This is a genomic window from Blautia sp. An81 (genome assembly GCF_002161285.1).
In the GTDB taxonomy this organism is placed as follows: Bacteria; Bacillota; Clostridia; order Lachnospirales; family Lachnospiraceae; genus Blautia; species Blautia ornithocaccae.
The window spans coordinates 29,463-49,339 of record NZ_NFHH01000007.1 but is presented as its reverse complement, the minus strand read 5'-3'; the positions used below and the strand labels follow the sequence as shown (position 1 = coordinate 49,339).

Genomic DNA, 19,877 nt, shown 5'->3' with positions numbered 1-19,877 from the left:
AAGCTGTAGATACATTTTAACATAAAAAATCTTTTCTGCACAGAGGAAATTCTCTCCTTTGGAAACCTTCAATCCTGTATTTGACAGTCCCAGGCTCAGTGTATAAAATAACTATATCAGATATTAAAGAAAGGAATCATCTATGGAATTTTATAAATATCACAGTCTGGGAAACGATTATCTGGTATATGATATCCGGAAAAATCAGGAGGAGCTGGACCAGGAAAAAATCGTCCGGGTTTGCAGCCGGAACTTTGGTATCGGGTCTGACGGTATTGTGGCAGGTCCCTATGAAAAAGACGGGAATATGTATGTGCGGGTTTTTAATCCGGACGGCACAGAGGCGGAGCAGGGAGGAAATGCCCTGAGGATCTTTGCCCATTATCTGAAAACTATTGGAGATATACAGAAAGAATCTTTTGAATTATACACCAAGAGCGGGATTTCCCAGATCAGATATCTGAACAGAGAGGGGAACCGGATCCAGATGACCATGGGAAAACTCCGCTTTTCCAGCAAAGCCCTGGGACTTTCAGGCCCCGACAGAGAGGCAGTCCATGAATTTTTTAATTTCGGAGGGGAAGAATATGACTGTACCTGTGTTTCCGCAGGAAATCCTCACTGTGTCATTGTGCTGGAAGATACGGACAGAGAGACCGTATGCCGGATAGGAAAATATTCTGAAAGGGCAGAATGTTTTCCTGAGGGAATCAATACCGAAATCGTGAAAATATTAGATAAAAATAATATTGAAATTGAAATCTTTGAACGAGGAGTAGGCTATACCCTGGCCTCTGCTACCGGCGCCTGTGCTGCAGCGGGAGCGGCATATAAGCGGGGGCTCATTGATTCTGACGTTATGGTCCACATGCCGGGAGGAAAACTCTGGACTCAGATTGACGAAGACTGGGAAGTAAAGATGATCGGAAGCGTAAAGCGGATATGTAAAATCCAGCTGTTTGAGGACTTTTTTCAGGGAATCTAAGTTGTTGGGGACTTGTTTTTTGAAAAAGATGTGATATACTAGCCACAGCGGGATGGTTTTAGAAACCACCGAAGAACATTGAAGTATACAGCAGTAAGGGGCGGGAGCAGTACTTTCGTCCCCTTTTCCCATGTATAAACTGCACATATCATAGCAGAAAGGAGATTTCACAATGACAAAAATTGATATTTTTTCTGGATTTCTGGGAGCCGGAAAGACCACACTGATCCAGAAGCTTTTAAAAGAAGCTTATAAAGGAGAGCAGGTTGTACTGATTGAAAATGAATTTGGAGAAATCGGCATTGACGGCGGATTTTTGAAAGAAGCAGGCATTGAGATACGGGAAATGAATTCCGGTTGTATCTGCTGCTCTCTGGTAGGAGACTTTGGAGAAGCTTTAAAGGAAGTAATCGGAAAATACAGCCCGGACAGGATTATCATTGAACCTTCAGGAGTAGGGAAACTTTCCGATGTGATCAAAGCTGTGCAGAAGATTGAAGATTCAGTTGACATAAAGTTAAACAGCTTTACCACTTTGGTAGATGTGACAAAATGCAAAATGTATATGAAAAATTTCGGAGAATTTTTCAGTAATCAGATTGAATATGCAGGAACCATTATCCTTAGCCGTACAGACACAGAAAAGGCAACTCAGGAGAAAGTAGAGGCGGCAGTAGAGCTGATACGTTCCTTAAATAAGACTGCAGCTGTGATCACCACACCTATAGCACAGCTTTCAGGAGAAAAGATACTGAACACTATGGAGCATAATACTTCCCTGGAAAAAGAGCTGATGGAAGAAGAAACCTGCCCGGTATGCGGCGGCCATCACCATCATCACGACCATGAAGAATGTGACCACGATCATCACCACCATGACCATGAAGAATGCAGCCATGAACACCATCATGATCATGAAGAATGCGGCCACGAGCATCATCACGACCATGAAGAATGCAGCCACGAGCATCATCACGACCATGACCATCATCATGGACATCACCATGCAGATGAAGTCTTTACAAGCTGGGGTAAAGAGACTGTAAAGGCTTATTCTCAGAAGGAAATCCAGAAGATTCTGGATACTCTGTCTGAGGATGGATCTTATGGAATGGTGCTGAGGGCCAAAGGCATGGTAGAAGGCAAAGACGGACAGTGGATTTATTTCGATATGGTTCCCGGTGAGGCGGATATCCGTCAGGGCGCTCCAGATTATACAGGAAGGCTTTGCGTCATTGGTTCCAAGCTTGCAGAGGATAAACTGGCCGAGCTCTTTGGCGTATAATAATTATAGAAGGGATTGGACAAAGATATGGAAGAAGAAATCAGAGTTCCCATATATTTTATGGCAGGATTCCTGGAAAGCGGCAAGAGTACCTTCCTGGATTTTACGATTGATCAGGATTATTTTCAGATAGATGGTCCCACGCTTCTTATCCTCTGTGAAGAGGGAGAGGTGGAATTTGACCCTAAAAAACTGAAGAAAAGCAGGACCAGCGTAGAAGTTATCGATAAATTTGAAGACCTGACGCCAGAGCGCCTGGTGGCTTATGATGCATTCTATCGGCCAGAGCGGGTGATCGTTGAATACAACGGTATGTGGCAGGTAAGCAAGTTTGAAGAGATGCAGCTTCCAAAGGACTGGGGCCTTGTACAGCAGATCGTTACTGTAGATGCCAGTACCTTCCAGATTTACATGAATAACATGAAGTCTCTGTTTGTAGAAATGGTAAGAGGAGCAGATATGGTTCTCTTTAACCGCTGTACAAAGGACATGCCCTTGGCTTCTTTCAGAAGAAGCGTGAAGGTAGTGAATCAGTCTGCCGAAATTATTTTTGAGGATGATGAAGGCGAGATTGAAGATATTTTCGCTGAGAAAATGCCTTTTGATGTGGAAGCAGATGTCATTGACATTATGGATGAAGACTATGGCATCTGGTTTATTGACGCCATGGACCATCCGGAGACTTATGAAGGTAAAAAAGTATCCTTTACAGCCATGGTGCTGAAATCCAGAGAACTGCCAAAAAATGTTTTTGTGCCAGGAAGGATGGCCATGACCTGCTGTGCAGATGACACCAGCTTTATTGGATATATCTGCAGAACACCAGAGGCAAAAAACCTGAAGACAGGAAAATGGGTGAAGCTGGTAGCTGAGGTAGGATATGAATATGTAGAGTCTTATCATAAGGAAGGACCGGTGCTTACTGCCATTTCTCTGGAGCCTGCAGAACCTCTGGCTCAGGAGCTGGTATATTTTAATTAAGGAGAATCATATGTTTTTGATAGCAGGCCTTGGAAACCCAGGGAGACAGTATGAAAAGACCAGACATAATATGGGATTTGACACCATAGATGAATTAATTGAACGTCACAGGATTCCTCAGGGAGGGATTGCCCATAAGGCTATGTACGGCAAGGGAATTATCAACGGAGAAAAGGTGATTCTGGCAAAGCCCCTTACCTACATGAATTTAAGCGGAGACTCCCTCAGGGAATTCGTAAACTATTATAAACTGGATCCGGAATCAGAGATGATCGTCATTTATGACGATATCGATCTGGAGCCGGGGCAGATACGTATCCGCAAAAAAGGCAGTGCCGGAGGCCATAATGGAATTAAGAGCATTATCGCCCAGCTTGGCACTCAGAACTTTTACCGGGTGAAAGTCGGCGTGGGAGCGAAACCTAAGGGATGGGACCTGGCAGATTATGTGCTGGGCCGTTTTTCACCTCAGGAAAGAGAATTGGTGGATCAGGCCGTTGTACAGGCGGCAGAGGCGGTGGAGATGATTCTTTCCCAAGGGATAGAAGCGGCTATGAACCACTATAACGGAGCTGCCAAAAAGAAAAAAGCAAAAACCCAGGAAGAGGCGGAAAGCCCGCAGGAGTAGATTATGCAGGTATTTATGCAGCCATTGGAAAATTTAACAGAGTACCGGGAGATACGGTCAAGACTTCCGAAAAACCGGGGAGTCCTTCAGCTCTCCGGCTGTGTGGAATCACAGAAAGCCCATATGATGTATGGGCTTTTTCGCGGTATGCAGAAAGATGCTAAAAGAGAAAATATGAATTGTCTCATCATAGCGGAGAACGATCTGAAAGCCAGGGAAATCTACGAAGATTACCGGATGTATGACCAGGAGGTTTACCTCTATCCGGCCAAGGACCTGATCTTCTTTCAGGCCGATGTACATGGAAATCTGCTGACAAGAGACCGGATGAAGGCGGTGGCTGCCCTTTTGGAGAAGAAAGGGGTTACTGTGATCACCAGTATAGGCGGCTGCATGGACTACCTTCTTCCTCTGGAGGTTATAAAGGACCATACTCTTGTCTTTAAAAGCGACAGTCCGGTAGAACTGGGGAAACTGAGAAAACAGCTTCTGGGTATGGGATATGAGGGAAACGCCCAGGCAGAGGCTCCGGGACAGTTTTCTGTCAGAGGCGGCATCATAGATATTTTTCCTCTGACTCTGGATAATCCGGTGCGGATCGAGTTGTGGGGAGATGAGATTGATTCTATACGAAGTTTCGACCCGGAAAGCCAGCGTTCTATAGAAAATCTGGAAGAAGTTACTATTTACCCGGCAGCAGAGATGGTCCTGGACCAGGAGGTCCTGGAAAAAGGTCTGAAGGCCATCGAAAAAGAGAAAAAAGCCATGGTAAAAAAATTCCGAGATGATTTTCTGACCGAAGAAGGGGCCAGGCTTACCCGGATGGTAGAAGAGGCTGTGGATAGCCTGAAAGAGTATCAGGACTTTTCAGCAGCAGAACATTTTGTACGGTATTTTTATAAGAATGCGGTAACTTTTCTGGATTATTTTCCCGCAGAAGATACTCTGGTATTTCTGGATGAGACCAATCGACTGACGGAACAGGGTAATGCCATTGAAACAGAATTTCGGGAGAGCATGGAGCATCGGTTGGAGAAAGGATATCTTCTGGCCGGACAGACAGACCTGCTCATGCCCTGCCGCCAGGTGATCCAGAACATAAATAAGAAAAACTGCGTATCTCTGTGTACCATGGAACAGCAGAGAGGAGACTGGGATATCCGGGAGCAGTTTTATACTACAGTAAAATCTGTCAGTCCCTACAACAACAGCTTCGAGCTGCTGGTTAAGGACATGGAATACTTTAAGAAAAATGGATATCAGGTTTTACTTCTTTCCCCTTCACGTACCAGAGCTGCCAGACTGGCAAAGGACTTAAGCCAGGAAGGACTGAACAGCTTTTACACAGAAGATATGGACCGGACCATTGCTCCGGGAGAAATCATGACAGCTTTTGGCCACGCCAGGAGAGGCTTTGAGTATCCTCTCATCAAGTTTGTGCTGATCACGGAAACAGATATCTTCGGACAGGAAAAGAAGAAAAAGAGAAAGAAGACAGAATACAGCGGCAAACGTATCCAGAATTTCAGCGAGCTGAGCGTTGGTGATTATGTGGTCCATGAAAATCATGGACTGGGAATCTATAGAGGAATTGAGAAGATTGATGTAGACCGGGTAGCTAAGGACTACATTAAGATTGAGTATGGAGATAACAGTACCCTGTATATCCTTCCCAATCAGCTGGACCTGCTTCAGAAATATGCAGGAGCTGACGCTAAAGCCCCTAAGCTGAATAAACTGGGAACCCAGGACTGGAATAAGACAAAGACAAAGGTAAAAGGCGCAGTCAAGAATATCGCCAAAGATCTGGTGGCCCTTTACGCTGCAAGGCAGGCCCAGTCCGGCTATCAGTATGGAAAAGATACCGTATGGCAGAGGGAATTTGAGGAAATGTTTCCTTTTGAGGAGACAGAAGACCAGCTGGCAGCCATAGAGGCCACCAAGGGAGATATGGAGAGCACTAAGATCATGGACCGTCTGATCTGCGGAGACGTGGGATACGGCAAGACGGAGATTGCCATCCGGGCTGCCTTTAAGGCGGTTCAGGAAAGCAAACAGGTGGTATATCTGGTGCCCACTACCATTCTGGCCCAGCAGCATTACAATACCTTTGTCCAGAGAATGAAGGATTTCCCTGTGCGTATTGACCTTCTGTGCAGGTTCCGTACTCCGGCAGAACAGAAGAAGACCATTGAAGACCTTAAGAAAGGCCTGGTGGATATTGTCATAGGCACCCATCGTGTCCTTTCCAAAGATATAAAGTATAAAGATCTGGGACTTCTGATCATTGACGAGGAGCAGCGTTTTGGGGTTACCCATAAAGAAAAGATTAAAAAACTAAAGGAAAATGTAGACGTTCTCACACTGACTGCCACACCTATTCCCAGAACCCTTCACATGAGCCTGATCGGTATCCGGGACATGAGCGTACTGGAAGAAGCACCTATGGATAGAATGCCTATCCAGACATTTGTTATGGAATACAATGAAGAACTGGTCCGGGAGGCCATAACCAGGGAGCTGGCCAGAGGCGGTCAGGTGTATTATGTATACAATCGGGTGAATGACATTGACGAGATCGCCAACCGGGTGGCAAAACTGGTACCGGAGGCTAATGTGGCCTTTGCCCATGGGCAGATGCGGGAGCACCAGCTGGAGAAGATCATGTATGGCTTTATTAATGGGGATATTGACGTACTGGTATCCACTACTATTATTGAGACAGGGCTGGATATTTCCAATGCCAATACCATGATTGTCCACGATGCAGACCAGATGGGACTTTCTCAGCTTTACCAGCTTCGTGGCCGTGTGGGCCGCTCTAACAGAACAGCCTATGCCTTCCTTATGTACCGCAGAAATAAAATGCTCAAAGAAGTTGCAGAGAAAAGGCTCCATGCTATTCGGGAATTTACAGATCTGGGCAGCGGATTTAAGATTGCCATGCGGGACCTGGAAATCCGTGGAGCGGGAAATCTTCTGGGTGCTGAGCAGCATGGTCATATGCAGGCAGTGGGTTATGACCTGTACTGTAAAATGCTGGACGAGGCAGTGAAAGAGGCAAAAGGCATTAAACAACAGGAAGACTTTGAGACTGCCATTGATCTGGAACTGAACGCCTTTATCCCGCCGAAATATATTCCCAATGAATATCAGAAGCTGGATGTATATAAACGTATTGCAGCTATTGAGTCGCAGGAAGAGTATGAAGATATGCTGGAAGAACTTATGGACCGGTTCGGAGAGCCTCCTAAAGCAGTGGAGAATCTTCTGGCAATAGCAGCCCTTAAGGCTCTTGCCCATAAGGTTTATATTACAGAAATCAAGCAGACAGGAAAAGACGTAAAAATTACAATGTTTAAACGGGCAAAACTGGACCCGGCAGGATTTCCTGGAATCTTGGAAAAATATAAGAATAATCTGAAGATGCATTTGGAAGAGCCGCCTTATTTCCAGGTTTCCCTTAAAGGAAGAAAACCAAAAGAAACCCTGGATGTGCTGGTGCTTCTGAAAAGTATCCTAACAGATTTTCTTCCATTGGCGGAGGAATAAGGCTTTCACAGTATGTTCACATTCTTCGGGGAAAATGGCTCTTGCCCCGGAGAATAAAAGCGTCTATAATGGGAAAAGGACATTTTTTGTAACTACAGGAGGAGATTATGAATAAAGCAGCTAAGAAAATAACAGGTGTTCTTCTGGCGGGAGCATTGGGAGCAGCGGCTCTGGCAGGATGTAATACTCCTATGGATGGGACCCAGCCTCTCCTTACTTCCGGGGAAGATACCATAACTGTAGGAACCGGAAACCTGATGCTGAGGATGAATCAGGCGACTATGCTATCTTATTATTCTATGATGGGAGGCAGCACCACTGGAATCTGGTCTCAGGATTCAGGAGAAGGAGAGACCTACGGAGATACGACCAAGGCAAATGTGCTGGATGAACTGGAGAACATGCTGGTCCAGAAACAGCATGCAGCAGATTATGATGTGTCCATTTCAGAGGAAGAGCAGAGTAAGATTGAAGAGGCGGCCAAGGCCTTTATGGATGCCAATACAGAAGAAACCATCCAGACTTTATCAGTTACTCAGTCAGATGTGGAGACACTTCTGGAGCTTTATACCTATCAGACAAAGATGTATGACCCGATGGTAGCAGATGTAGATACAAATGTAGAAGATTCTGAGGCTGCCCAGAGCAGGATTACTTACTGCAGGATTGATATCAGCGATACCCAGAATGACGACGGAACTACAACACCTCTTACAGACGAAGAAAAACAGGCCAAGAAAGACCAGGCCCAGGCTATCCTGGATCAGCTTCAGGCCTCTGCAGATCCGGCCAGTGCAGATATGGACGCTATTGCCAAAGGTGTCAGCGAGGACCTTAATGCAGTAGACAATACTTTCGGTGATGATGACACACTTCTGGATGATAAACTGAAAGAAGCAGCAAAAACCCTTCAGGACGGACAGGTTTATGGTGAGGTAGTGGAAGGAGAGAACGCATATTTCGTAGTAAGAATGGACAGCGTTCTGGACAGAGAGGCTACAGACCAGGAGAAAGAATCCATTGTATCTGAAAGACAGCAGGAAGCATATAATGATCTTCTGGACCAGTGGAAAGAAGAGACAGATATAACTGTTAATAACGACCAGTGGGAGAAAGTCACGCTTACAGATACAGAGCAGTATACCATTAAACAGCCTGAGACAGAAGAAACTACAGAAGACAGTACCGCCGATACCACAGAGAGTACAGGCGATACTGAGGCCGTAGAGGATACAACAGGTGAGACAGAAGAAGCTGCATCTGAAGAGAGCCAGACAGAAGGCTCCACAGATACGCAGACAGAGGACGGAAGTTCAGAAGAAGCGGCAGAATAACCAAAAAAACAGCCCCCTGTGTAAAAGAGATAGAGGCTTTTACACAGGGGGTTTTTCAGCAGTTTTATATACGGTTACGAGATTTTTCAAAGGCATGGATCCAGTCTGACTTCAGAAAATAGATGAAAAATACAATAGAACTTAAAGTCCAGGTCAAAGGATAAGCCCAGAAGATCACCCTTATATCGGGAATCAGCTTTACGGTGATCGTTATGTAAGTTACCCGGATGATGCACCAGCATGCCAGCATGACCAGCATCGGCACGGTGGACTTTCCTGCACCCCGTAAAATTCCGGCCATACAGTGGGAAAAGGCAAGGAGAAAATAAAATAAGGTGACTACACGGGCCTGAGCTGTGCCATAGGAAATTACTTCCGGAGTGCTGCTGAAGGCAGAAATCAGCACAGGGGCCAGTCCATAAATCACCAGGCCAATAAGTTCCGCAAGGGTAATAGAACAGACAACCCCAAAGACAGCACCTTTTTTGGCCCGCTGGTATTCCTTTGCTCCTAAATTCTGGCTGATAAAAGTGGTAAGGGCCAGGGCAAAGCAGGTGATAGGAAGAAATCCGAAGCCTTCTACTTTAGAGTAGGAACCGCAGCCGGCTACAGCCATTTCTCCGAACTTGTTAATGTTGGACTGGACCACAACATTTGCCAGAGAAATAATAGAGTTTTGCAGTCCTGCCGGAAGGCCGTTTGCGATGATCTGCCGCAGGACCAGAAAATCCAGACGGATTTTGGAAAGGCGTACCCGATATTCTTCAGGACTTCTCATAAGCTGCCACAGACAGAGAAAAGCACTGATAAACTGGGAGATAATGGTGGCCAGAGCTGCAGAGCCTACTCCCAGGTGAAAGACGCCTACAAAAAGCAGGTCCAGCACAATGTTCACTATAGAGGAAATTACCAGGTAGATCAGAGGATGACGGCTGTCTCCTACAGACTGGAGGATTCCCACCATAAAGTTATACATGACGAAAGCCAGGGAACCGCTGAAGTAGATCCGGAAGTAGGTAATAGAATTGGGGAGGACTTCTGAAGGCGTACCCATAAGGACTAAAATCTGAGGCGCTGCCAGAACGCCTACAACAGTGAGAAGAATTCCGGAAATAAGCCCCAGAGCCATAATGGTATGGATGGCTCTCTGGACAATATGAAATTTCTTGGCGCCGTAATACTTGGCTACCACTACGCCTGCACCGATAGCAAGACCGTTAAAAAATCCCACCATGAGAAAGATCAGATTTCCTGAGGAGCTTACCGCAGCCAAAGCGGTGCTGCCCAGGAATCTTCCCACAATGAGAGAATCCGCTGTATTATAAAGCTGTTGGAAGAGATTGCCGAAGAAAAGCGGTATGGCAAAAAAAACGATCCTTTTCCAGATAGGACCAGTGGTCATAGAAACTGCTGAAGAATTACTGCTCATGATATAAATGTCCCCCTTCTGTCTTAATCGTTCAGCTATGCATAGTATAGTGCTGCACAAGAAAAAAAGCAATCCAAAGTCATAGAATCTTGCCCCTATCCCGACGGGAGGAGTATAATATTATAAATGTTTTGAGGATTGCGGGAGCACATAGTGCGGAGCAATCAGGTATCATAATATTAAGAAAAGAAGGTTATATTCATGTATATATCAGATTTACATATCCACTCCAGGTTTTCCAGGGCTACCAGCAAGGAAGGAGACCCGGAACATCTGGAACTTTGGGCCAGGAAAAAGGGAATCCATCTGGTGGGAACGGGAGATTTTACACACCCTCAGTGGAGAGAAGAGCTTAAAGAAAAACTGGAACCTGAAGGAAACGGTCTGTACAGGCTGAAAAAGGAATATCAGATTCAGGACGGCATGACGCCGGATAATATAGAACCGCGATTTGTGGTAACCGGGGAAATCAGTTCCATTTATAAAAAGAATGACAAGACTCGAAAGGTACATAACCTTCTGATACTTCCTGGCCTGGAAGAAGCAGACCGCCTCTCTGCCAGGCTGGAGGAAATCGGAAACATTCATTCTGACGGACGGCCTATTCTGGGCCTTGACTGTCGGGATCTTTTAGAGATTATGCTGGAGACAGCAGAGACGGGAATCTTCGTTCCAGCCCATATCTGGACGCCTCATTTTGCTATGTTTGGAGCTTTCTCCGGATTTGATACCGTGGAGGAGTGTTTTGAAGACCTGACCCCTTATATTCACGCAGTGGAGACAGGACTTTCTTCAGACCCGCCTATGAACTGGAGAGTTTCTGCCCTGGACAGATACCAGTTGATTTCTAATTCAGACGCTCATTCTCCGGGAAAACTGGGAAGAGAGGCTAATCTGATGGATACAGAGCTTTCTTATGAAGGCCTTTGGAAGGCCATTCAGACAGGAGAAGGCCTGGAGGGAACCATCGAGTTTTTCCCGGAAGAAGGAAAATATCATTATGACGGTCACAGAAAATGCCATCTCTGCCTTTCCCCTGCTCAGACCAAAGAATATCAGGGCCGCTGTCCGGTATGCGGGAGAAAACTGACGATTGGAGTGGAACACCGGGTTGAAGAGCTGGCAGACCGCCCGGAAGGCTTTATCAGGGAAAACGCCAGGGCTTTTGAATCCCTTATGCCCCTGCCTGAGCTGATCGCCCAGGCCACAGGCCACTCTGCAGGAAGTGCCAAGACTGAAAGGCTCTATGGAGAAATGTTAAAGACTCTGGGGCCGGAGTTTGAGATCCTGCGGAAGGTGCCGGTGGAAGATATCCAGAGGCAGGCAGGATACTTTATAGGAGAAGGTATCCGGAGACTTCGTGAAGGCCAGGTGGAACGTCATCCTGGGTTTGATGGAGAATACGGGACCATTAAACTTTTCCGGGGAAGTGAACTTGAAGATACCCAGGGCCAGATAAGCCTTTTTGACGGCTTCGGGCTGGAAGTATCCTCCCAGACAGAAGGGGAGCAGGAGGAGAGCAAGACAGCTCTTCAGGCTGAACCAGAACAGAATCCAGACCAGTTACAACCGGCCAAAAGTTCCTCAGCCATGGAAGAAAACAGAGTGACGGGAAAAGGTGTGGAAGCCCGTCCTGTATTAAATGAGCGGCAGCAGGAAGCAGTGGAAAGTATTCATCCAGTTACTGCGGTTATTGCAGGACCAGGTACAGGAAAGACCAAGACTCTGATCGAAAAGATACTTTATCTTATAGAGAGAAGGAAAGTAAAACCCTCGGAGATCACGGCGGTGACCTTTACAAATAAAGCTGCCCAGGAGATGAGGGAACGTCTGGAGCGGGAATTGGGAAATAAAAGAGCCCTGAAACAGGTTCAGATCGGAACCTTTCATTCCATCTGCCTGGATATCCTTAAAGAAGAAGGAGAAAACTTTACTCTTGCAGATGAGATTCAGGTAAAGGAACTGGCTCAGGAGACCATAGATACCTGGAATATGAAGATATCCGTAAGAGACTTTCTTTCTGAAATCTCCCTGTACAAATCTGCGCCGGAAGAACGAGGATTTAATGACCGGGTCTGGGAAGAGGCTTTTAGCCATTACCAGAAACTTTTAAAAGACAGAAATCTGGCTGATTTTGATGATCTGCTCCTGAGAGCTTTGAGCCTGGCCCGGTTTTCTGAGGATCAGGATTATAAGAAAAGATTTACATATCTCCTGGTAGATGAATTTCAGGACGTGAACCCTGTCCAGTACAGCCTTATGCTGGAATGGGCAAAAGGAGGCAGGGAGCTTTTTGTTATCGGCGATCCTGACCAGGCTATTTACGGCTTCCGTGGTTCAGATTCCCAGTGCTTTAACCGCCTCAGAGAGGACAGGCCCGATACCAGAATGATCTGCCTGGAAGAAAACTACCGGTCTGTTTCCGCAGTAGTAGATGCTGCTATGGCAGTGATTTCCCGCAATCCAGGAGAGGCAAGACATCTGAGGGCTTACAGAGGAGAAGGAGAAAAAATCCGGGTGGTGGAAGCTGCCTCAGATTTCTCAGAAGGAATCTTTGTGGCAAAAGAAATTAACCGTCAGACCGGCGGTCTGGACATGCTGGACGTTCAGAGTGGATTTCAGGCTGAGATAGAACGGAGACAGAGAAGCTTTTCCGATATTGCCGTTCTCTGCAGGACCCATCGGCAGTTCCGAATCCTGGAAAAATGTCTGTCTCAGGAAGGGATTCCCTATATGACAGTGGGAAGAGGGGATTTTCTGCTGGATTCCGCAGTAAGAGGAACAGTCAGTTTTTTCAAAAGCCTTGAGGAAGAGGAGCCTCAGACAAAGGAACTTGCATTAAAACTCCTCTGGGACTTACCTGACACAGAGGTGGGGGACAGTGTATACCAGGAGGCAAAGAGAAAATATCTGCCCCAGATAAAGAAACATAAGCCGGAAAAAATCCTGAAATCCTGGCAGGAGGACATGAACCTGAAGAAAAATGCCGCTGTGACCAGACTTTATCAGACCGCCCTTCAATATTCTACTATGGAGGAATTCCTCCGTGACCTGTCTCTTGGGGAGGAAGGAGACCTTATCCGCCGGCCTCAAAAAAACTACAGTGCCGGGGCTGTTACCCTTATGACGCTTCATGGCTCTAAGGGTCTGGAATTTCCCCTTGTATTTCTCTGCGGAACACAGGAAGGAACCCTTCCGCTGGAAAAGGCAGACTACCCCACAGACCTGGAAGAGGAGAGAAGACTTTTCTTCGTAGGCATGACAAGAGCAAAAGACCAGCTGATCCTCACTTATGCAAAAGAACCTTCCCCCTTCCTGGAAGATATACCGGAAGAACTTGCTTTAAAAGAAAAGGCAGGGAAACAGAGACAGGAAATCTCAGGGGAACAGATGAATCTCTTCAATTTTCTGAAGGAGTAAATAGATCATAAACGCAAAAGGCTGCCCCATTAAGCCGGAGTCCGGAAACAGGCTTAATGGGACAGCCTTTCATCTCGTGCAGCTGAAAGAGCAGACTCTGAATTACTGCTCTGCTTTTGCCAGTTCTAGAGCTTTGGCAAGCTGGTCCGGACAGGAAGTGCCTCTTCCACCGCAGTCAGTGCCCTTTAGTCTGGCAATCACATCATCAATTTTCATTCCCTGGACCAGGCTGGCAATGCCTTTTGTATTTCCGTTGCAGCCTCCGTTGAATTTTACAGATTTTATGGTATCGCCGTCCAGCTCAATATCGATAGAACGGGAACAGACCCCTTTTGTTTTATAGACCATGTTTTATACCTCCTTACCCGCATTCTTTTGACCAAGTCATTATAGCATGTGCGGAAAGAAATGTAAAACGGCTGTGGAAAAACCAGAGGAAAAAGTGTAAAATAGGTTACAGTTCACAAAGAAAATAAGAAAGAGGTATATACAATGAAAGTCATAGGAATTATCGGAGCCATGGAAGAAGAAGTGGCTATGTTAAAGGAAAAGATGAGAGAGGTGACGGTTAAAGAAAAAGCCGGTATGGAATTTTTTCATGGACAGTTAAAGGGACATGAAGCTGTAGTAGTGCGTTCAGGTATCGGTAAAGTAAATGCAGGTATCTGCACCCAGATCCTGGCAGATGATTTCCAGGTAGATGCTGTGATCAATACAGGAATTGCAGGTTCTCTCAGGGCTGAGATCAATATTGGAGACATTGTCCTGTCCACAGATACCATGCAGCATGATGTAGATGCCAGAGAGTTTGGCTATCCGGCAGGACAGATTCCCAGAATGGATACTCTGGCCTTTCCGGCAGATGAAGGACTGCGGAAACTGGCGGCTAAAGTCTGCGCCCAGGTAAATCCGGAAATCGGCGTCTGGGAAGGACGGGTAGTCAGCGGGGACCAGTTTATCGCTGACAAAGGGAAAAAAGAAGAGATCATTTCCATTACCGATGGAAGCTGTACAGAGATGGAAGGGGCAGCTATCGGACAGGCTGCCTACCTGAACCATATTCCCTATCTGGTGATCCGGGCAATCTCTGACAAAGCTGACGACAGCGCCCAGATGGACTATCCAACCTTTGAAAAACAGGCTATTCTCCACAGCGTTCGCCTGGTAGAGAACATGATGGGACTGCTGGATTAGGAAAGAATTTGTCGAGCGATTTTTGTTTTCAAAAGGAATCAGGCGCTATATAATGAAACCAAAGGCCTCCCCTTACAGCCGGCCAGGGGACAAGCCTAAAAAGAGCGGACAGAGATTGGAAAAAGGGATATATCCGCCAGTCTGCCGCCGAAATCAAGGAGGAATTATGGAGCGCCTGTTTTTTTACTGGGGTGCCTGCCTTATGGGACTTTTCTGTCTTATAAGTATGCTGGCAGTTTATAACAGCAACAAAAGAGTATTGAAGGATTTGAAGCAGCCTGGAGAGGAAAAGGACAAGTGGCTGCTGGCTTTTATGCTGGAACACCAGAAACTTCTGAAAGAAAACACAAGAATACAGAACCCTTCGGTTTATGTAATAAAAAGAATGAGAGGACGAAAGATAGGAGCCTGGAGCATCCGCCAGATGAAGAATATATCCTGGGGAACTTTCATCCTCTCTTTTTTATTTGTGGGACTGCAGATTCTATATGCCTGGCCGCCCCAGACCGGACTGGAGCCCATAGCTTTTCTGGGGCGGGAGACCACAGTATTTACTTTTTCCATGGTAGCAGGAATCTGCACAGAGGTTTTTCTCCTGGCTGTGCGGCTGGTACTGGGTACAGGCTACCAGGAAGATGTAATAGAGACAAGCCTTCTGGACTATGTGGAGAACCGGTGGCGGGAGCCGGCAAAGATTATTCCCCTGGAAAATGCCCGGAATTCCGGTACTCGTGAGAACCGGACCCAGAAAAAGAAGGAAAAGGAGAAAGAAAGCCAGGCTCCCAAAGACAGCCGTGACAAGGCTGCCAGGCAGATGGAACAGGGGATCCTGGAAGCTGCCGCTGCAGACAGCAGATACAGTCATCTGCTGAATAAGGAAGAGGAGGCCATTGTAAAGGATGTAATTAAAGAATTTCTAACTTGATAAACAGATAGGGATTTGCTAAACTAAAGAAAGAAATATTTTTCGCAAAGGAGAAGATGAAAATGGGAAATAAGGTAACATTTGACTACTCTAAGGCAGCAAACGTTGTCCGTGAAGAAGAAGTAGCGGCAATGAAGAAGATGACAGAAACAGCGAAAGAAGTTCTGGTATCAAAGACAGGACTGGGAAATGATTTTCTGGGCTGGATAGACCTTCCAGTAGATTATGACAAGGAAGAGTTTGACAGGATTAAAAAAGCCGCAAAGAAAATCCAGGAAGATTCAGAAGTACTTCTGGTTATCGGAATCGGAGGTTCCTACCTGGGCGCCAGAGCAGCCATTGATTTTCTGAGCCATCCTTTCTACAACAATCTGAGCAAAGAGAACAGGAAAACTCCGGAAATCTATTATGTAGGAAACAATATCAGCGGCGCATATGTGAAGGGCCTGGCAGAGGTAGTCGGGGACAGAGACTTTTCCATTAACGTTATCTCCAAATCCGGTACTACTACAGAACCGGCTATTGCGTTCCGTTTCTTTAAGGAAATGATGGAAAACAAATATGGCAAAGAAGAGGCGGCTAAGAGAATCTATGCCACCACTGACAAAGCAAAGGGAGCTTTGAAGACTCTGGCCAACGAAGAAGGATATGAGACCTTTGTAGTGCCTGACGATGTAGGAGGCCGTTTCTCTGTACTTACCGCAGTAGGACTTCTTCCTATCGCAGTGAGCGGTGTTTCTATAGACAAGCTTATGGAAGGCGCTGCTTCAGGAAGAGAGCTGGCTTTAAATACTCCATATGAGGAGAACGATGCTATGCTTTACGCCGCAGTTCGGAATATCCTTCATAAAAAAGGCAAATCTGTAGAAATCCTGGCAGATTATGAACCTACTCTTCATTATGTGGCTGAGTGGTGGAAACAGCTCTATGGAGAAAGCGAAGGTAAAGACCAGAAGGGTATTTACCCTGCATCTGTAGACTTTACTACAGACCTTCATTCCCTGGGACAGTTTATCCAGGACGGATCAAGGATCATGTTCGAAACAGTTCTTGCAATTGAAGAGCCCAAGACAGATGTAGTGATCAAAGAAGAGGCCAGTGATCTGGACGGCCTGAACTATCTGGCTGGAAAGGGCCTGGATTTTGTAAATAAGAGCGCTATGAATGGAACGATTCTGGCTCATACAGATGGAAATACACCGAACCTTATGGTGAAAATTCCAGAGCAGAATGAGTTCTATCTGGGACAGTTATTCTATTTCTTTGAGTTTGCCTGTGGTATCAGCGGATATCTTACAGGAGTGAATCCATTTAATCAGCCTGGAGTAGAAAGTTATAAGAAAAATATGTTTGCTCTTCTGGGCAAACCGGGATATGAGGAAAGAAGAGAAGAGCTGTTAAAGAGACTGTAATTTAAGGCGGTATAAAGGTGTAAGGTTTCCTGGAAGAGATTTCTGCAGGAGGACGCTCACCCTTATCTAAAAAAATACGGGGCTGCAGTATAAAATGAAAGATCCTAAGGGATTTTACATTTTATACAGCAGTCCCGTATTTCCTATGGAAAAGAGAATGCTCAGCGACAAAGCAGAAAGGCCTCAATAGCCTTTACAGCCATATCTTCGTCTGGGCCCTCTGCAATGATATCAATAGATGTTCCCGGTGAGAGGTTAAAAGCCATTACTCCCATGATGCTCTTGGCATTTATCTGTGTTTCGCCGCATGACAATAAAATCTTGCTCTGAAACCGACAGGCAGTACCAACCAATTCAGAAAATGGGTGTTTACAGGATTTTTCTAAATCGGATATGGTGATGGTCTGTTTTTTCATCTGTTGTCCCTCCTTTTACTGGCTGCATAAATATACATTTTGCCTGTATTATATAGCAAACATCTAAATGTTTCAAGAAAAAAACTTAATCTGCATCCGTACTTTACGGATATGGATTATTATAATTTGTTATTTCCGTGGCTAAAATATCTCTGTGTAGATTTAAAGGAGGAAGACATGAGTATTGACTACAAATCTATAGGAAGGCGGATTAAAGCTGCGCGCATAAGCCTGGATATGACCCAGGAACGCCTTGCAGAGAAGGTGAATCTGTCTCCCAGTCATCTCAGTAATATTGAGACCGGTACCACAAAGGTAAGTCTATCTACCATTGTGAAGCTTGCAAATGCTCTCCATGTATCAGTAGACAGTCTGCTGGCAGACAGTGTTGTACAGTCTAAGGCAGTATTTGAACAGGATATACAGACCATTCTCAGCGACTGTGATGACTATGAAATCCGGGTGATCGCGGATATTGCAGCGGCCGCTAAAAAGACGCTCCGAAAAGAAGCAAAATTAAAGAGCGCATGGAAAAAGCCGGGGTGTTGATTCCTTTGGGAAACAGTCCCGGCACATTTCTGCTCTCAGTCCTCTTCTATGATTTCCAGCTGGAAATAATCAAAATCCAGTACCTCTATAAAATTGTCCTGAGAAAACCTCACCTTGGAAAATCTCTGAAAATCTTTAATATTGGCATCCAGCCAGATGGGGGAACCAAGATCAAATTCATGACAGATCGTATCCAGGGCATGAAAAACCTTCTTAGTCCGGCTGTCCTTGGTATCATCACAGACTACCAGGCTTTTCAATATATGTGTATCTTTATAAATTGTACCCATTATGCGAAACATAGCATTTCCTTTCTTCTTTGCTTTTTCGGCTATATTATAAAAAACTGAAGGTAAAGTGTAAAGCTTCTTTGCATTTTATAGCTGATTGTGCAGATTGCTTACAGAAATTACAAAAAACTGTCAAAATGACAAGGGGGCGGAGGTTTTTGTCCATGCTTACTAAGAGTCACCTCAATCTTTGTTGAATTGAACTATGGAAAAAAAAGACGGATAGGGGTATACTGAGTACAGTTCAAAAGCAGGACATATAACTATTTTAGGAGGAAATGAAAAATGGCAAGTTTATCATTGCAGCATATTAACAAAACTTACCCAAACGGATTTGAAGCAGTTAAGGATTTTAACCTTGAAATCGCAGATAAAGAATTTATCATCTTCGTAGGACCTTCAGGATGTGGTAAATCCACAACCCTTCGTATGATCGCCGGACTGGAAGAGATTAGTGGCGGTACATTAAAGATTGGCGATAAAGTAGTAAATGATGTAGAGCCAAAAGACAGAGATATCGCAATGGTATTCCAGAACTACGCTCTGTATCCTCATATGACAGTTTATGATAACATGGCATTTGGTCTGAAACTGAGAAAAGTTCCAAAAGATCAGATTGACAAAATGGTTAAAGAAGCAGCTAAGATCCTTGACCTGGAGAAACTGTTAGACCGTAAACCGAAAGCTCTTTCCGGTGGTCAGAGACAGCGTGTTGCTATGGGTCGTGCTATCGTACGTGAGCCTAAAGTATTCCTTATGGACGAGCCTCTGTCAAACCTGGATGCAAAACTTCGTGTTCAGATGCGTACTGAGATTTCCAAACTGCATGAGAGACTGGGCGCTACAATCATCTACGTAACCCATGACCAGACAGAAGCTATGACTCTTGGTACAAGAATCGTAGTTATGAAAGACGGTGTTGTTCAGCAGGTTGATACACCTCAGACATTATACAACGCTCCTTGCAATCTGTTCGTTGCAGGATTCATCGGATCTCCTCAGATGAACTTCTTAGATGCAACTGTTCATGTAAAAGGCGACGATGTTCAGCTTCAGATTGGCAAGACTGTTCTTCATGTTCCAGCTTCCAAGAAGAAAGCTCTTATTGACGGCGGATATGACGGAAAGACAGTTGTTATGGGTATTCGTCCAGAGCATGTATACGATGACGAAGCTCGTATCCAGGCATTCCCGAACAGCGTAATCGAAGGAAAGATCACTGTTTACGAATTACTTGGCGCTGAAGTTTACCTGTACTTTGATACAGAAGGATTCTCTATGACAGCAAGAGTTAATCCTCGTACAACAGCAAGATCTGGCGATACAGTTAAATTTGCTCTGGATATGGAAAAAATCCACATCTTCGACAAAGAGACAGAGCAGGTTATCACAAACTAAAAAAGAATATGGATACCAACGGGGAATTCCGTTGATGCCAATAGAGAAGGGAAACAGGATGCTCAGGCATACCTGCTTC

The 19,877-nt window shown here is 45.4% G+C and carries 16 protein-coding genes; 12 read left to right on the top strand and 4 right to left on the bottom strand.

Features of this window, described 5'->3' with window-relative positions; translation table 11 throughout:
* The first annotated feature begins 142 nt into the window (after nt 1-142).
* The 6 genes from dapF to B5G33_RS07965 all read left to right on the top strand — a co-directional run bounded on the left by dapF (nt 143) and on the right by B5G33_RS07965 (nt 8,765).
* Entirely contained in the window at nt 143-985 is an 843-nt protein-coding gene (gene dapF, locus B5G33_RS07990) for a diaminopimelate epimerase (protein WP_087417256.1), read from the top strand.
* A 172-nt stretch (nt 986-1,157) separates the two neighbouring features.
* Entirely contained in the window at nt 1,158-2,270 is a 1,113-nt protein-coding gene (locus tag B5G33_RS07985; protein ID WP_087417255.1) for a CobW family GTP-binding protein, read from the top strand.
* A gap of 27 nt (nt 2,271-2,297) precedes the next feature.
* Nucleotides 2,298-3,251 carry a TIGR03943 family putative permease subunit gene (locus tag B5G33_RS07980; protein WP_087417254.1) on the top strand — a complete coding sequence of 318 codons (954 nt, stop codon included), beginning with the start codon at nt 2,298-2,300 and terminating at the stop codon, nt 3,249-3,251.
* Nucleotides 3,252-3,261: 10 nt separating this feature from the next.
* Complete coding sequence (pth, locus tag B5G33_RS07975) at nt 3,262-3,879, top strand: aminoacyl-tRNA hydrolase (protein ID WP_087269172.1); 618 nt, start codon at nt 3,262-3,264, stop codon at nt 3,877-3,879.
* Between the two features lie 3 nt (nt 3,880-3,882).
* A complete protein-coding gene (gene mfd / locus B5G33_RS07970; RefSeq protein ID WP_087417253.1) occupies nt 3,883-7,431 on the top strand; it encodes a transcription-repair coupling factor in 3,549 nt (1,182 codons plus the stop codon).
* Between the two features lie 107 nt (nt 7,432-7,538).
* A complete protein-coding gene (locus B5G33_RS07965) occupies nt 7,539-8,765 on the top strand; it encodes a peptidylprolyl isomerase (RefSeq protein WP_087417252.1) in 1,227 nt (408 codons plus the stop codon).
* A 64-nt stretch (nt 8,766-8,829) separates the two neighbouring features.
* Here the strand turns inward: B5G33_RS07965 and B5G33_RS07960 are convergent, their stop codons facing one another.
* Complete coding sequence (locus tag B5G33_RS07960; RefSeq protein ID WP_087417251.1) at nt 8,830-10,194, bottom strand: MATE family efflux transporter; 1,365 nt, start codon at nt 10,192-10,194, stop codon at nt 8,830-8,832.
* A gap of 201 nt (nt 10,195-10,395) precedes the next feature.
* Here B5G33_RS07960 and B5G33_RS07955 point away from each other — a divergent pair, with 201 nt between their 5' ends.
* Nucleotides 10,396-13,614 (top strand): UvrD-helicase domain-containing protein, encoded by a 3,219-nt coding sequence (locus B5G33_RS07955; RefSeq protein ID WP_087417250.1) that lies wholly within the window; start codon nt 10,396-10,398, stop codon nt 13,612-13,614.
* Between the two features lie 102 nt (nt 13,615-13,716).
* Here the strand turns inward: B5G33_RS07955 and B5G33_RS07950 are convergent, their stop codons facing one another.
* On the bottom strand, nt 13,717-13,962 hold the full coding sequence (locus B5G33_RS07950; protein ID WP_087269187.1) for a TIGR03905 family TSCPD domain-containing protein: 246 nt from the start codon (nt 13,960-13,962) through the stop codon (nt 13,717-13,719).
* A 144-nt stretch (nt 13,963-14,106) separates the two neighbouring features.
* On the opposite strand from B5G33_RS07950, the gene B5G33_RS07945 reads away from it, so the two are divergent.
* The 3 genes from B5G33_RS07945 (at nt 14,107) to B5G33_RS07935 (ending at nt 17,145) form a co-directional block, all read left to right on the top strand.
* Nucleotides 14,107-14,808 (top strand): 5'-methylthioadenosine/adenosylhomocysteine nucleosidase, encoded by a 702-nt coding sequence (locus B5G33_RS07945; protein WP_087417249.1) that lies wholly within the window; start codon nt 14,107-14,109, stop codon nt 14,806-14,808.
* Nucleotides 14,809-14,974: 166 nt separating this feature from the next.
* Nucleotides 14,975-15,733 carry a hypothetical protein gene (locus tag B5G33_RS07940; RefSeq protein WP_087269657.1) on the top strand — a complete coding sequence of 253 codons (759 nt, stop codon included), beginning with the start codon at nt 14,975-14,977 and terminating at the stop codon, nt 15,731-15,733.
* Between the two features lie 62 nt (nt 15,734-15,795).
* Entirely contained in the window at nt 15,796-17,145 is a 1,350-nt protein-coding gene (locus tag B5G33_RS07935; protein ID WP_087417248.1) for a glucose-6-phosphate isomerase, read from the top strand.
* A 161-nt stretch (nt 17,146-17,306) separates the two neighbouring features.
* Here the strand turns inward: B5G33_RS07935 and B5G33_RS07930 are convergent, their stop codons facing one another.
* The gene (locus tag B5G33_RS07930) at nt 17,307-17,561 is read right to left on the bottom strand and encodes an HPr family phosphocarrier protein (RefSeq protein WP_087269195.1); all 255 of its coding nucleotides are present in this window, start codon (nt 17,559-17,561) and stop codon (nt 17,307-17,309) included.
* Nucleotides 17,562-17,672: 111 nt separating this feature from the next.
* On the opposite strand from B5G33_RS07930, the gene B5G33_RS07925 reads away from it, so the two are divergent.
* Complete coding sequence (locus B5G33_RS07925) at nt 17,673-18,110, top strand: helix-turn-helix domain-containing protein (protein ID WP_330396663.1); 438 nt, start codon at nt 17,673-17,675, stop codon at nt 18,108-18,110.
* Nucleotides 18,111-18,145: 35 nt separating this feature from the next.
* Here B5G33_RS07925 and B5G33_RS07920 read toward each other — a convergent pair whose 3' ends face one another.
* Nucleotides 18,146-18,400, bottom strand: a complete 255-nt coding sequence (locus B5G33_RS07920) for a hypothetical protein (RefSeq protein ID WP_242974587.1) — start codon at nt 18,398-18,400, stop codon at nt 18,146-18,148.
* 285 nt (nt 18,401-18,685) lie between these two features.
* Here B5G33_RS07920 and B5G33_RS07915 point away from each other — a divergent pair, with 285 nt between their 5' ends.
* Nucleotides 18,686-19,798, top strand: coding sequence for an ABC transporter ATP-binding protein (locus B5G33_RS07915; protein ID WP_087269202.1), 1,113 nt, complete (start codon nt 18,686-18,688; stop codon nt 19,796-19,798).
* The last annotated feature ends 79 nt before the right edge of the window (nt 19,799-19,877 follow it).

Excerpts from the sequence above, each read along its gene's own strand:
- dapF (WP_087417256.1), top strand. The coding sequence starts at position 143 with ATGGAATTTTATAAATATCACAGTCTGGGAAACGATTATCTGGTATAT.
- B5G33_RS07985 (WP_087417255.1), top strand. The coding sequence starts at position 1,158 with ATGACAAAAATTGATATTTTTTCTGGATTTCTGGGAGCCGGAAAGACC.
- B5G33_RS07980 (WP_087417254.1), top strand. The coding sequence starts at position 2,298 with ATGGAAGAAGAAATCAGAGTTCCCATATATTTTATGGCAGGATTCCTG.
- pth (WP_087269172.1), top strand. The coding sequence starts at position 3,262 with ATGTTTTTGATAGCAGGCCTTGGAAACCCAGGGAGACAGTATGAAAAG.
- mfd (WP_087417253.1), top strand. The coding sequence starts at position 3,883 with ATGCAGGTATTTATGCAGCCATTGGAAAATTTAACAGAGTACCGGGAG.
- B5G33_RS07965 (WP_087417252.1), top strand. The coding sequence starts at position 7,539 with ATGAATAAAGCAGCTAAGAAAATAACAGGTGTTCTTCTGGCGGGAGCA.
- B5G33_RS07960 (WP_087417251.1), bottom strand. The coding sequence starts at position 10,194 with ATGAGCAGTAATTCTTCAGCAGTTTCTATGACCACTGGTCCTATCTGG.
- B5G33_RS07955 (WP_087417250.1), top strand. The coding sequence starts at position 10,396 with ATGTATATATCAGATTTACATATCCACTCCAGGTTTTCCAGGGCTACC.
- B5G33_RS07950 (WP_087269187.1), bottom strand. The coding sequence starts at position 13,962 with ATGGTCTATAAAACAAAAGGGGTCTGTTCCCGTTCTATCGATATTGAG.
- B5G33_RS07945 (WP_087417249.1), top strand. The coding sequence starts at position 14,107 with ATGAAAGTCATAGGAATTATCGGAGCCATGGAAGAAGAAGTGGCTATG.
- B5G33_RS07940 (WP_087269657.1), top strand. The coding sequence starts at position 14,975 with ATGGAGCGCCTGTTTTTTTACTGGGGTGCCTGCCTTATGGGACTTTTC.
- B5G33_RS07935 (WP_087417248.1), top strand. The coding sequence starts at position 15,796 with ATGGGAAATAAGGTAACATTTGACTACTCTAAGGCAGCAAACGTTGTC.
- B5G33_RS07930 (WP_087269195.1), bottom strand. The coding sequence starts at position 17,561 with ATGAAAAAACAGACCATCACCATATCCGATTTAGAAAAATCCTGTAAA.
- B5G33_RS07925 (WP_330396663.1), top strand. The coding sequence starts at position 17,673 with ATGGATTATTATAATTTGTTATTTCCGTGGCTAAAATATCTCTGTGTA.
- B5G33_RS07920 (WP_242974587.1), bottom strand. The coding sequence starts at position 18,400 with ATGGGTACAATTTATAAAGATACACATATATTGAAAAGCCTGGTAGTC.
- B5G33_RS07915 (WP_087269202.1), top strand. The coding sequence starts at position 18,686 with ATGGCAAGTTTATCATTGCAGCATATTAACAAAACTTACCCAAACGGA.